Source organism: Acinetobacter sp. 12966 (assembly GCF_031196995.1).
Classification (GTDB): Bacteria; Pseudomonadota; Gammaproteobacteria; order Pseudomonadales; family Moraxellaceae; genus Acinetobacter; species Acinetobacter geminorum.
In genome coordinates this window covers 174,875-188,446 of the sequence record NZ_JAVIMC010000136.1, presented here as the reverse complement: position 1 = coordinate 188,446, position 13,572 = coordinate 174,875, and the positions used below count along the sequence as shown (strand labels likewise).

The following is a 13,572-nucleotide window of genomic DNA, read 5'->3' as shown; positions in this document are numbered from 1 at the left end:
GGAAATGGCTGAAGTACTTCATCACGACAACCACGGCCATGACGGTCATCATGAACATGATGATACTGATTTAACGGTTTTTGGTTTCTGGACATACTTGATGAGTGACTTGATTCTTTTCGGATCACTCTTCATTGCGTTCGCTGTATTAAGCAGCCATGTGCCACCAGGAACTCCAAGTGCATATGACCTATTCCATGACTCATTAGGCTTCGTGTTAACTGAAACATTTGCCTTATTGATTTCATCGGTAACGTTTGGTTTTGCTGTACTTGCATCTTATAAAAAGAATGTAAATCAAGTTATCACTTGGTTATTCATTACATTCCTTTTTGGTGCATCGTTCATTGGAATGGAAGTCTATGAATTCCATCACCTTGTACATGAAGGCCACGGTCCAACTCACAGTGCATTCTTATCATCGTTCTTTACTTTGGTTGGTACACACGGTATCCACGTAACTTCTGGTTTAGTGTGGATGCTTGTATTAATGTATCAAATCAAGACTAAAGGTTTGACTTTACCGAATACACGTCGTCTTGCTTGCTTAAGCTTGTTCTGGCACTTCCTTGACATCGTTTGGATCTGTGTATTCAGCGTCGTTTACTTACTGGGAGTTCTCTAATGAGTAGTCATGAGCATAATGCTGCTGGTGCGTCACACGGTAACTTTAAGCAATACACTGTTGGATTTATCCTTTCTGTTATCCTCACCATCATTCCTTTCGGAATGGTGATGGCGGGTGGTTTCAGTCGTGGTCTTTTAGTTACAGTGATTGCAATCACTGCGGTTGCTCAGGTTCTTGTACAACTTGTGTACTTCTTACACATGAATACATCATCTGAACAACGTTGGAATATGATTGCATTCATCTACACAATTCTATGTATCGCCGTGCTTTTAATCGGTTCTGTGTGGATTATGAATTACCTTCACTACAATATGATGATCTAAACTGATTGTCATGTTGAAAAAATATCTATTCCTGACTAAACCAGGAATTCTCTTCGGTAATTTCATTACCACCTTGGGCGGCTTTTTCTTAGCCGCCCAAGGCTCTATAGACATCTCATTATTACTTCTCACCTTACTTGGAACAACTTTAGTTGTGGCCTCTGGTTGCGTGGTTAATAATGTTATAGATCAAGATATTGATACAAAGATGCAGCGCACACAAAACCGTGCACTTGTTAAAAAAACAATCTCTCCTACTGTTGCGCTGATATATGCATTAGTGCTTGGGGTAATTGGTTTTAGCATTTTATGGTTTGGTGTAAATGGTTACGCATTTTTGTTTGCAATGATTGGTTTTATTGTCTATGTCGGTTTTTATAGCTTGTGGACCAAACGCACCTCAATCCATCAAACCGTCATTGGTAGTATCTCCGGGGCGAGCCCTCCTGTTATTGGTTATACAGCAGTAACTCATCAATTTGATGTGGCAGCCTTGCTTTTGTTTTTAGCATACGCTTTATGGCAAATGCCTCACTCTTGGGCAATTGCAATTTATCGTTTTGATGATTACAAAAATGCGGGAATTCCAATTTTGCCTGTAGCACGTTCTATTTATCGTACGAAAATTGAATGTGTAATCTATATCCTATTATTTGCAGCTGTTTTGAATGGGTTATATTGTTTTGGCTATACCAATGTATTCTTTTTAATTACCTTTAATGCTCTGACCGCATATTGGTTATATTTATCAGTTATTGGATTTAAAGCCGAAAATGATCAATTGTGGGCTAAACGTTTTTTCCTGTACTCGGTCATATTAATTACCTTGTTAAGTTTAAGCTTTAGCTTTACCTATCAATCCCCTGCTCCAAATCTTCCTCTCTTTTAAACAAGAGAGGATTTCCTCTTTATAGTAAAGAAGTTTTACTTTTCTGATCAAAAGATTTGTTTTTAGTCGAACTTTTACCTATAATTCAGCCTTCGCAAATTTTGCGGCATAACTTATTAAGTTATGACTCCTTGCTTCTAATTTTTTATTAGGGGCTGTTTAAACCGTAAGGAGCTGACAATGCGTCATTACGAAATCGTACTTTTGGTACACCCAGACCAAAGCGATCAAGTTGTAGGTATGGTTGAACGCTATATCTCTCAGATCAAAGAAGCTGAAGGTCAAATTCACCGTTTAGAAGATTGGGGCCGTCGTCAATTGGCTTACCCAATTAACAAAATTCACAAAGCGCACTACATTCTTATGAATGTTGAATGTGGTCAAACTACGCTTGATGAGTTAGAAGAATTATTCCGTTATAACGACGCGATCATTCGTAACCTTATCATCCGTCGTGAACACGCAATCACTGAAGAGTCATTGCTTGCTAAGAGTGCTGAAGAAAAGCGTGCGCGTAAAGCTCAACGCGAAGAAGCACAGCAAGTTGCTCAAGAAGCTGAATAAGGAGAACATCAATGGCACGTTTTTACCGTCGTCGCAAGTTCTGCCGCTTTACAGCTGAGAATGTTGCGTACATCGACTACAAAGATATCGACACTTTAAAACAGTACATCACTGAAAACGGCAAGATTGTTCCTAGCCGTATCACTGGTACTAAAGCTCGTTATCAACGTCAATTAGCACTTGCTATCAAACAAGCTCGCTATTTGTCTTTGATTCCGTACACTGACAACCATAAGTGAGGTGATCTGTGGACGTTATCTTATTACAACGCATTAAGAACCTTGGTAAATTAGGCGATAAAGTATCAGTTAAAGCTGGTTACGGCCGTAACTTCCTTATCCCTCAAGGTAAAGCAGTTGCAGCTACTGAAGCTAACACTGCTGCTTTTGAAGCTCGTCGTGCTGAACTTGAAAAGCAAGAAGCTGAAGTTTTAGCTGCTGCTCAAGCACGTGCTGAACAATTGAACGAAGTTAACATCGTTATCACTGCTAAAGCTGGTGACGAAGGTAAACTGTTCGGTTCTATCGGTACTCGTGACATCGCTGACGCATTAACGAATGCTGGTCTTACAGTTGACCGTGCAGAAGTTCGTTTACCAAATGGTGCGCTTCGTCACACTGGTGAATTCAACATCGCAATCCAATTGCATCATGATGTTGTTGCAGAAGTTCTCGTTACTATCGTATCTGAGTAATTTCTCATCAAAAAAAAGAGCATGCTTTTGCATGCTCTTTTTTTATGTTTCAAATTTTAAAATAAGATATATTAATTCCTGATCAGTTCTTCAGTTTAATTGGTTTTTTAATTAGGTAGTTTATTTAATTTTGTTTTAAGATAGTTCTCGGCTTTACAGCCTCTTTGTGTACACCTTTCTTTATCATCAGGTCTAATTATGTCTCAGGCGAATGCCACTTCTTTAGCGCTTTCATCTCCAACAGAAAATAAAACGAGTGAATCAGGCCAACTTAAAGAGTTTCGCACTCCCCCACACAATTTAGCTATTGAACAAGCTGTTCTAGCTGCCCTGATGACAGTTGCCGAATCTTTCGAACAAGTTAATGATGTACTCAAAGAAAATGATTTTTACGCGACTCGCCATAAATATATTTTTCGTGCAATCGAGAAATTAGCACAAGAAAACTCACCTTATGATGCCGTCTTAGTAAGTGACTGGCTCTTAAAACAAAATTTACTAGACGCTATTGGTGGCGAAGAATACTTAATGCAGCTTATGGCTGACTCACCTTCAAGTTTCTATAACTTAGAAACTTATGCCACTAAAATTAAAGAGTTTTCTACACTTCGTAGCATGATTAAAGTTAGTACTGAAATTTTGCAAAATGCTTATGACACGAAAGGCCGCGGTGTTAGTGAAATTTTAGACTTAGCTGAAACAAGTATTTTCTCATTAGCAGAACAGCACAATAACAATAAAAAAGATGCTGGTCCTAAATCTATTAGTTCTGTTACCGCCGACGTAATTAGTAAGCTTGATGAGCTTTCAAAATTAGATGGCAATATTACAGGTTTAACGACTGGCTTCTTAGAACTTGATAACAAAACATCTGGTATGCAACCTGGTGACTTAATTATTGTTGCTGCACGTCCATCGATGGGTAAAACTACTTTTGCCATGAACCTGGTTGAGAGTGTTTTGCAATATAACAAGTTACCTGCTCTGGTCTTTTCAATGGAGATGCCAGCAGACTCAATTGCGATGCGTCTTATTTCCGCAATGGGTAAAGTCCATCAAGGACATTTACGTTCGGGAAATTTAGATGCAGATGAATGGACCAAGGTAACTGGTACAATTTTGCAGCTTCAGCAAATGCATTTGTATATTGATGACTCATCTGCTCTGCCTCCAACTGAACTTCGTGCCCGTGCTCGTCGTGTTGCCAAAATGCATGATGGTAAAATTGGTTGCATCATGGTCGATTACTTGCAGCTCATGAAAGTCCCAGGCATGGGTGATAACCGTGTAGGCGAGATTTCAGAAATTTCACGTAGCTTAAAAGCGTTAGCGAAAGAAATGCAATGTCCTGTTATTGCACTTTCCCAGCTTAACCGAAGTCTGGAAAACCGTCCAAATAAACGCCCTGTAATGTCCGACTTACGTGAATCCGGTGCGATCGAGCAGGATGCCGACTTAATTATGTTTATTTACCGTGATGAGGTTTATAACAAAGAGTCAAAAGAAGCCGGCACTGCAGAAATTATTATTGGTAAGCAGCGTAACGGTCCAATTGGTTCAGTTCGTCTTGCTTTTGAAGGTCAATATACTCGATTTAGTAATCTCTCTCCTGAGTATTACAGCCAATATGATGATGAAGAATAAGCTCTATCTCTAGCCCAAAGGAGTAAATGAGGGTGCGCCAAGCAACAGTTTATATTGACCGTAATGCACTTCAATATAATTTAAGCCGTGTCAAACAACTCGCAACAAATTCAAAAATTGTAAGTATGGTAAAAGCTAATGCTTATGGACATGGAATCAAAGACTGTTTAGCAGCCTTAAATGCATCAGATGCCTTTGGTGTCGCCTGCCTACAAGAAGGTTTGGAAATTCGTGAATTAGGATTTCAGCAGCCTGTTACTTTAATTGAAGGGGTATTTTCTGAAGATGAAATGCCAATTGCAATTAAACAAAAATTTGAATGTGTCATTCACCATCAACAACAGTTTGAATGGTTGATTAAACACAAACAAGCGTACATCAACCAAAGTTTAAAAGTCTGGGTTAAACTTAATAGTGGGATGAACCGGTTAGGTTTTAAAAATCCAGAAATTATTGAAATTATTAAAACTTTAAAATCTGAAGGATTTACTTGTGTACTTGCGATGCATTTCGCAAATGCAGATGTAGACCATCCACTTAACGAGCAACAAAAACAACAATTTCTACAAGTTAAACAAGCTTGTGATCCAGTTTTAGCTTCTTGCTGTAACTCAGCTGCCATTTATAAATGGCCAGAGTTACATTTTGATTATGTTCGTCCGGGTATCATGCTTTACGGCGCCTCACCTTTTGCAAATCAAACAGTCTATGATCTTGACTTAAAACCAGTGATGACTTTTTCAGCAGAAGTGATTGCACTCAACCATATTCAAACTAATGAACATGTCGGTTATGGATCAACTTTCTGCGCCACGCAAGCAATGGATATCGCGATTGTTTCTATAGGTTACGGTGATGGTTATCCACGAGCTTATGTTAAACAAAACTATGTCGCTATTGATAAACATCTCTGTGCAGTTGTAGGGCGAGTGAGTATGGATATGATTGCAATCGACGTGACAGGCATGCAAGTAAAATTAGGCACTCCAGTTGAACTCTGGGGTCCACATCGCTTAGTTGATGATGTTGCGGATGCAAACGGAACGATAGGATATGAATTACTCTGTCGCTTAAGTAATCGCCCCACTCGTAAAAGCAGTTAAATAATAAATATAAAAAAAAATCCAAGCATGCTTGGATTTTTTTATTTAAACACGCAAAATTTATCGCCAGTAATCATCTGTAGGCTTTGGCATTTCCTGTAATCCCCGACGAAGAGTATCTGACCATTGCTTACTAATCTGTGAGAAATAAGGATCATCCTCGGTTATTCGTTTTCCCATGGGGATAACAAAGCTATCTTTAATGTAGACCAATGCATCAAGTGGTAAGCCAACAGAAACATTTGAACGCAAAGTCGAATCAAAAGAAATCAGGCTACAACGTAATGCATCGTCTAGTGGCATTGCATAATATAAAGCTCGATCCAGAATAGGCTTTCCATATTTACTTTCACCTATTTGAAAATAAGGTGTATCTGTAGTTGCACAAATAAAATTGCCTTGTGGATAGACATTATAGAGTTGCATATCCCCACCTTTAATCTGCCCACCTACCAAAATACTACAGGCATAATTCATTTGTTCTTGGGTGTCCGAACTAATATCCTCTAAAACAGTTTTTAAGGTTTTACCAATCAGTTCAGCCGCCTCAAACATCGTATTAACACTATATAGGTTAGGCTCTTGCTGCAAAGTAAGGGCATTTTGTAAATGACCTATAACAGCTTGTGTTGTTGCTAAGTTACCTGCAGTTTGCAAGGCAATAAAACGTTCTCCGGTAACGCCGAAAGTATGCAGTTTTCGGAACACAGAAATATGGTCAACTCCTGCATTGGTCCTCGTGTCACTAATAAACACTAAACCTTGTTCCAATCTTAGCGCACAACAATAGGTCATTTCATTCTCTTTACATTCAACATGCCAACACTTGAACCACAGACATCATGTTCTCAACTCCACCTTGCTCTCTTACGCCACGAATAGGTGCCACATCGAGATAGTCACGTCCTACAGCAAGGTAGATGTGATGTTTGGGTGTAAACAATTGATTGCTTACATCAAAACAATACCACTGATTTTCTAAAAATACCTCCGCCCAAGCGTGACTGGCAAGGTGCGGATAGTTTTGATCAAATAGATAACCAGAGACATAACGTGCAGGTAATTGTAGCGCACGACACATCGCAATTAAAATGTGAGCATGATCTTGACATACTCCTTGACCTGCATGAAATGCTTCAATCGCAGTTGTCTGAACCGAAGTACTTTCAGGTTGGTAAAGTATTTTTTGCAAGATATATTCGCTTAATAACGCAATATGCTGTCGGTCCTTAGCCACTACAATATTTTTGGCAAAGTCCAACATTCCCGAATCACATCGAGTTGCACCTGTCATCTGCAAAAACAAATTTGTAGGTGTAGAGAGATCAACACAACCCCATTCTACATTTTGAAGCTCAACAATGCCTTGAGCCATAAATGTCAGATGTTGATATGGATAACGCTGACTAGCCGTCATCCATACATTGTTAAATATATCTCTCTTTATTGTCTTATCACCCGGCACGCTAATTGCCCAATTTATAACATGTTGATGCGGTGATGTTTGAGGCATCATTTTAATATACTGAATGCTGTTCCGAGCAGTTTCAGTATAGCTATAATGCGTTTGATGATTAACCATCAATTTCATAATCAGCCCTTAAACATATTTTCTAACTGCTGTGTAAAAGTATAGTAAGCATCCCAAGTAAGTTGCTGCTTTAATACTTGCCAATTTTCATCTATATTTTCCCAATTCAAATTAGCAAGCTGTTGCACCACCAAATCTAGTTCTAATACAAGAACAGATAAATCTTCTCCAAAACGCAGCTCTATATCAAATTGCTCTATTTTTTGGCCTAAATGCAAAAATAAACGTACATCCTCATGTTCTGCTTCTAGTATTTGTGTGCATTGTTCGACAGCTTTACTTAATGCATCAGGTTGAGGTTGAAGTGTATTAATAACATTATTTAATTCTGCATAAGCATGTGATGACAAAATACCTCTTAGTTCCTGAATATTATCTTTAGCAATAATGAGCTGGTTCAGTAATGAAAATGTTTGCTTCTTGTCTAACATATAGTGATTTAGTAATTCTGCATTTTCTATAACCAAACCAAATGCTGCTGCAAATTTTGTTGCTTTCTCATCTTCTGTAAAGGGTAAATGAGAGGCTGCAAATTTAACTCGCATCAAATATCGGCCCAACCAATATATTTGATGCGCACTCGAATTGAGTAAAACCATAAAGTTCCTCTTAACCCACAATCAGGAATGTAACGTTTCGACAACCCATGTATCTTTTATACCGCCACCTTGAGATGAATTTACGACCAAGGAGCCAGCTTGCATTGCAACTCGGGTTAAGCCACCAGGTACAATCTCGGTACGATAAGGTGAACTTAATACAAATGGACGTAAGTCAATATGACGCTCAGCTACGCCGCCTGTCGTTAAAGTTGGAGCAACGGATAAAGCTAATGTAGGCTGTGCAATATACATATGTGGCATAGCAATTAATTTTTTTCTAAAGTCATCAATTTCGCATGAGCTTGCTTTAGGCCCAATCAACATGCCATATCCGCCTGAACCTTGTGCTTCTTTAACGACTAATTGATCAAGATTAGAGAGTACATAATCTAAGTGTTCTTCCTTACGGCACTGATAAGTAGGTACATTTTTTAGAATTGGTGTTTCATCCAGATAATATTGAATCATTTGATCTACATAAGGATAAATAGATTTATCATCGGCCACACCAGTTCCAGGTGCATTTGCAATCACAACATTTTTTTGCAAATAAGCAGACATAAGTCCTGCAACACCTAAAGCACTATCTGGTCGAAATGCTAAAGGATCTAGAAAATCATCATCTAAACGGCGGTAAATTACGTCTACTTTTTGACGCCCACGAATAGTTTTGACAAAAACTTGATCATTTTCTACAAATAAATCACGATTTGTAACTAAGGGCACATCCATTTCACGCGCTAAAAAAGCATGCTCATAATAAGCACTATTAAAACGTCCTGGTGTTAGTACCACGATAAAAGGTTGATCGGCAGGTGAATTCTCTTGCAATATTTCTTTTAAAAGTTTTGGATAATGCTCAATTCCTTGTAAATTATTGGCTGTACATAGCTCAGGCATTAATTTCTGGCTAATATTTCGGCTTTCAATCATATAAGACACACCGGAAGGTGTTCTCAAGTTATCTTCTAATACAAAAAACTCCCCTTCATCGTCACGAATAATATCAATTCCACTAATTTGTGAATAAATTTTCCCCTTTAAAGAATGTTTAAGCATATGAGGCTGGAAAGCATCATTCCCCATAATTTGTTCTTCAGGGATAATTTGCTCTTTTAAAATATGTTGTCCATGATAAATATCGTCCAGGAAATAATTTAATGCTTTAACACGTTGCGCACAGCCTGAGGCAATCTTTTCCCATTGTTTTTTTTCGATTACTCTTGGAATTAAATCAAATGGGATAGTGCGTTCCGTCCCTTCTTTATCACCATAAACATTAAAAGTGATCCCATGGTAAAGAAAATGTTGTTTTGCTTGGGTATTTAGCTCCTTTAGCTCATCTAAAGTACGGATGCTCAACCATTGTTCAATTTTTTTAGAAGCTGCACCATTTGACGTTACATCATCAAGCATCTCATTAAAGAACTGTGATTTGAGTTGCTCAAAGAGATTAGTTTGCACAGAAATATGTTCTAAAAAAGAGGTTGGGTTAATGAGTGCCGTTGTTGTCTGCTCTTGTATAAAAAAATCATTATCAATATGTAATTCATGATCTTGTTCTGACATAACCACCTCGTCTTATCATTTATCTATATTTCATTTTTAAATAAGCAATTTCAGTGCCACTTATATATCTATAGTACTTTTACGGCATTATTGTTCTAACTTTCTTCTAAATATTAACATCGTTTGCCCAACGGGCTATAAACCGAATCTGACAAACTTGCTAAATCTGTAAAGATTTTTTATTGTGTTGACACCAAAGCAATTGGATATAGATGTATTACGCTTATGTCTGTAATAGAAAAAGAAACTTCGAATAGTTTATATCGCCAATGGCAGATTTTATCTCGCCTACCGACCGGTAAATGGATCGGAACTCGAGAATTACAAGAAATGCTTGAACGTGAAGGTATTGATATTAGTTTAAGAACTATTCAACGTGACTTAAATCAAATTGCTCAACGCTTCCCGATAGAGAGCAATAAAGCCGTACCTCAAGGGTGGCGGTGGCAATCGGATGCACCTATTCAAAGCTTACCTCACATGACAAGTTCTCAAGCAGTAACCTTTATGATGGTTGAGGAACACCTTAAGCACTTACTCCCTCCCAGCCTGCTTGATGAGATGGGACCATGGTTTGATTTAGCCAAACGAAGTCTTTCTACTCAAAATAATGTGAGACAGTGGATTAACCGTGTACGCATTGTTCCTGCAAGTCAACCTCTTATTCCACCTGTAGTCGATCGAAATGCTCAACAAGCAATTTATGAAGGCTTGCTCCAAGACAAGCAAATAGAATGCATTTATCGAGCACGAGTCAATCAGGGTGAAGACCGAACATATATCTTAAATCCTTTAGCATTGGTACAAAAAGGTGCAGTAATTTATTTAATTTGCACACGACATGACAAAACTGAAGTTCAAACTTTTGCTCTGCACCGTTTTAAATCAGCAAAAGTATTAGACAGTCGAGCACTACATCCTGTTAATTTTGATATTGATCATTATATTGATTCAGGTGCTTTAGGCTTTAGAGTGGACTACAACCAGCCAACTGAATCAATTCAGCTCACCTTAACCATGACAGAGCAAACTGCTAAAACTTTTTATGAAAGTCAGTTAAGTAAAGATCAAACAATTACCCCACTTGAGGAAAATATTGTAGAAGTCACAGCGACTGTACCTTTTACATCTCAATTGGTATGGTGGTTACGTAGTTTTGGTAAGAAATTACTCCATATTGAACCAGTACAAGTACACAATGCTGTGCGAGAAATTGAAACTGAGAGTAAATAGATATAAAAAAAGAGAACCATAAGGTTCTCTTTAGATTTTGAATTGTAATTTTCTTAATTTTATATTGTTCTTATATTTTTACTTGTTTTCAGATCAAGATGTTCTCCCCCACCAAAACTGATCTGCTCTTTCTTTTGCGCTATTTTGAACATGAGCTTTGGCATGCCATTTCATATCCATTGTAGCGAATTGATTTCATTGTCATCATTAAAGCCCTCTTGTTTGAACGTGAATTTAATATAACTGGCGACTCAAAATATGTGAAATAAGAAAAAAAGGAAGCGAAATCTCTTTTCTTCCTTAGGAAGTTTCCATATATTTTTTGAACAGAAATAAAAAAGCCCAGTCTTAACTGGGCTTTTTTACATTTAAATAATTAAGCTGTTTTCTTAATCATATTGTTCTTACGAATTGTGATCATTACAAGCTGAACTGCTGCTGGTGTAACACCAGGAATACGGCTTGCTTGAGCTAAAGTTTCTGGAAGAACTGTTTTTAACTTCTGCGTGATTTCACGTGATAAGCCTGACACTACATCATAGTCAAAATCAGCAGGTATTTTGGTTTCTTCAAGACGTTTTAATTGAGCAACATCTTCGTGCTGACGGTTAATGTAACCTTCATATTTCACAGCAATTTCAATTTGCTCACCCACTTGTTCTGAAACTTCAGAACCAGTAAGTTCAGCAATTTGACCGAAGGTGATATTAGGACGCTTAAGCAAATCAATCGCACTACATTCCTTACTCAAATCAGCACCCGTCATCTCAACGAATTTTTTACCCATAGGGTTATTTGGTGCTGCCCACAAATGTTGTAAACGAGAGGTTTCGCGCTCAACCGCTTCCATTTTTTCACAATAAGCAGCCCAACGTACATCATCAACCAAACCAAGTTCACGGCCAATAGAAGTCAAGCGCTGATCCGCATTATCTTCACGCAGCATCAAACGATATTCAGCACGTGAGGTAAACATACGGTACGGTTCTTTAGTACCTAACGTGATGAGATCATCAACCAACACACCCATATAAGCTTGGTCACGTTTAGGCGTCCATTCTTCTTGCTCCCACGCACGACGCGCAGCATTTAAACCTGCAAGTAAACCTTGGGCACCAGCCTCTTCGTAACCTGTTGTACCATTAATTTGACCAGCAAAGTACAAGCCATTAATCGCTTTAGTCTCGAGTGTAAATTTCAAAGCTTGCGGGTTGAAATAGTCATATTCAATTGCATAGCCCGGACGTAAGATATGAGCATTTTCCATACCACGAATTGAGCGTACAAGCTCGAACTGAACATCAAATGGTAAAGAAGTCGAAATACCGTTTGGATAAAGTTCGTGTGTATCTAGACCTTCTGGCTCCAAGAATACTTGATGTGAGTCTTTATCAGCGAAACGATGAATTTTATCTTCGATTGATGGACAGTAACGCGGACCTACACCTTCAATAACACCAGTGTACATTGGTGAACGGTCTAAACCACCACGAATAATGTCGTGGGTTTTTTCATTTGTATGAGTGATATAACAGTTTACTTGTTCAGGATGCATAGAAGCATCACCCATGAATGACATCACCGGAGATGGAAAATCACCCGGCTGCGGAATCATGACTGAAAAATCAACTGAACGTGCATCAATACGTGGTGGAGTACCAGTTTTTAAACGTCCCACTGGTAATTTTAATTCACGTAAACGTTGAGCAAGTGCAATAGAAGGAGGGTCCCCCGCACGACCACCGCTTGATTTTTCTAAACCAACGTGGATTACACCACCCAAGAATGTACCTGTAGTCAACACAACAGTTTTAGCATCAAAGCGAATACCCATTTGGGTAACAACACCTTTAACGGTATCGCCTTCAACAATCAGGTCATCAGCTGCTTGCTGGAAAATGTCAAGATTTGCTTGATTTTCCAAAGTATCACGAATAGCGGCTTTATAACGAACACGGTCAGCTTGAGCACGTGTTGCACGCACAGCTGCACCTTTACGCGAATTTAAAATACGGAACTGAATACCACCTTTATCGGCAGCTAACGCCATTGCGCCACCAAGTGCATCAATTTCGCGTACTAAATGCGACTTACCAATACCACCGATTGCTGGGTTACAACTCATTTGGCCCAAAGTCTCAATGTTATGGGTCAAAAGCAAAGTCTGTCGTCCCATACGCGCAGCAGCGAGGGCCGCTTCCGTACCTGCGTGACCGCCACCGATAACGATAACATCATAAACTTTAGGATAGTGCATGAGTACAAAAACACCAGAAAAAAAAGACGGAACATTATAGCAAAATTATCTGCATATTGATGTACATAATTACAAAATTGTCTTCACATAATTTACGGTACGCCACATGATTTGACATTTTGTTTCATGAATTCAATACAAAGTGAATGTTTTTAAAACCAATTCATCTTAGAATAAAAAACGTACAGCACTTCTATGACTTTAAAATTAACGCAACGAGAAGGAATACAAAATGAAAACGACCATGTTAAAAATCTTAACTGCATCTCTAATTTGTTTTTCAGGCGTAACTTTTACCCATGCTGCTGACACGAGCAAAGCCGAAATGCAAAAACAAATTCGAGTCTGTGCAAAAAAACAGCAAGGTGAATGGGTTTCTTACAATCACAACGGTGTAACCTTTAACGGTACTTGCCAACCAAACGAAAATGGTAAGTTACAATTTAAGGCCCCTGCTCCTTAATCTGTTTTA

15 protein-coding genes are annotated in these 13,572 nt (G+C 38.5%); 10 read left to right on the top strand and 5 right to left on the bottom strand.

Features of this window, described 5'->3' with window-relative positions; translation table 11 throughout:
- The first annotated feature begins 4 nt into the window (after positions 1-4).
- From cyoC to alr, 8 genes are all read left to right on the top strand, one after another.
- Positions 5-625 (top strand): cytochrome o ubiquinol oxidase subunit III, encoded by a 621-nt coding sequence (gene cyoC, locus RFW85_RS19815; RefSeq protein ID WP_086265908.1) that lies wholly within the window; start codon positions 5-7, stop codon positions 623-625.
- The gene (locus tag RFW85_RS19810; protein WP_000094534.1) at positions 625-954 is read left to right on the top strand and encodes a cytochrome o ubiquinol oxidase subunit IV; all 330 of its coding nucleotides are present in this window, start codon (positions 625-627) and stop codon (positions 952-954) included. The genes cyoC and RFW85_RS19810 overlap by 1 nt, the downstream gene beginning before the upstream one ends.
- Positions 955-964: 10 nt before the next feature.
- A complete protein-coding gene (gene cyoE, locus RFW85_RS19805) occupies positions 965-1,843 on the top strand; it encodes a heme o synthase (protein WP_170249583.1) in 879 nt (292 codons plus the stop codon).
- A gap of 180 nt (positions 1,844-2,023) precedes the next feature.
- Positions 2,024-2,407, top strand: coding sequence for a 30S ribosomal protein S6 (gene rpsF, locus RFW85_RS19800; protein ID WP_002119610.1), 384 nt, complete (start codon positions 2,024-2,026; stop codon positions 2,405-2,407).
- 11 nt (positions 2,408-2,418) lie between these two features.
- The gene (gene rpsR / locus RFW85_RS19795) at positions 2,419-2,646 is read left to right on the top strand and encodes a 30S ribosomal protein S18 (protein ID WP_000090661.1); all 228 of its coding nucleotides are present in this window, start codon (positions 2,419-2,421) and stop codon (positions 2,644-2,646) included.
- A gap of 8 nt (positions 2,647-2,654) precedes the next feature.
- The gene (gene rplI, locus RFW85_RS19790) at positions 2,655-3,101 is read left to right on the top strand and encodes a 50S ribosomal protein L9 (RefSeq protein ID WP_000382591.1); all 447 of its coding nucleotides are present in this window, start codon (positions 2,655-2,657) and stop codon (positions 3,099-3,101) included.
- Positions 3,102-3,299: 198 nt separating this feature from the next.
- Complete coding sequence (gene dnaB / locus RFW85_RS19785; protein WP_002119718.1) at positions 3,300-4,745, top strand: replicative DNA helicase; 1,446 nt, start codon at positions 3,300-3,302, stop codon at positions 4,743-4,745.
- A gap of 32 nt (positions 4,746-4,777) precedes the next feature.
- Complete coding sequence (gene alr, locus RFW85_RS19780; protein ID WP_170249584.1) at positions 4,778-5,848, top strand: alanine racemase; 1,071 nt, start codon at positions 4,778-4,780, stop codon at positions 5,846-5,848.
- Positions 5,849-5,908: 60 nt separating this feature from the next.
- Here the strand turns inward: alr and RFW85_RS19775 are convergent, their stop codons facing one another.
- The 4 genes from RFW85_RS19775 to RFW85_RS19760 are packed head-to-tail and all read right to left on the bottom strand — an operon-like array spanning position 5,909 to position 9,610.
- Positions 5,909-6,643, bottom strand: coding sequence for a proteasome-type protease (locus RFW85_RS19775; protein WP_002119721.1), 735 nt, complete (start codon positions 6,641-6,643; stop codon positions 5,909-5,911).
- Positions 6,644-6,659: 16 nt separating this feature from the next.
- Positions 6,660-7,439 (bottom strand): transglutaminase family protein, encoded by a 780-nt coding sequence (locus tag RFW85_RS19770; protein WP_170249585.1) that lies wholly within the window; start codon positions 7,437-7,439, stop codon positions 6,660-6,662.
- Between the two features lie 2 nt (positions 7,440-7,441).
- A complete protein-coding gene (locus RFW85_RS19765) occupies positions 7,442-8,038 on the bottom strand; it encodes an alpha-E domain-containing protein (protein ID WP_170249586.1) in 597 nt (198 codons plus the stop codon).
- A gap of 21 nt (positions 8,039-8,059) precedes the next feature.
- Complete coding sequence (locus RFW85_RS19760) at positions 8,060-9,610, bottom strand: circularly permuted type 2 ATP-grasp protein (protein WP_170249587.1); 1,551 nt, start codon at positions 9,608-9,610, stop codon at positions 8,060-8,062.
- A 225-nt stretch (positions 9,611-9,835) separates the two neighbouring features.
- Between RFW85_RS19760 and RFW85_RS19755 the strand changes: the two genes are divergently transcribed.
- Entirely contained in the window at positions 9,836-10,843 is a 1,008-nt protein-coding gene (locus RFW85_RS19755) for a YafY family protein (RefSeq protein ID WP_199976093.1), read from the top strand.
- Positions 10,844-11,219: 376 nt separating this feature from the next.
- Here RFW85_RS19755 and mnmG read toward each other — a convergent pair whose 3' ends face one another.
- Positions 11,220-13,100, bottom strand: a complete 1,881-nt coding sequence (mnmG, locus tag RFW85_RS19750) for a tRNA uridine-5-carboxymethylaminomethyl(34) synthesis enzyme MnmG (protein WP_017385460.1) — start codon at positions 13,098-13,100, stop codon at positions 11,220-11,222.
- 232 nt (positions 13,101-13,332) lie between these two features.
- Between mnmG and RFW85_RS19745 the strand changes: the two genes are divergently transcribed.
- Positions 13,333-13,563: a hypothetical protein gene (locus RFW85_RS19745; RefSeq protein ID WP_002119672.1), complete on the top strand. Its 231-nt coding sequence runs from the start codon at positions 13,333-13,335 to the stop codon at positions 13,561-13,563.
- Positions 13,564-13,572 lie beyond the last annotated feature (9 nt).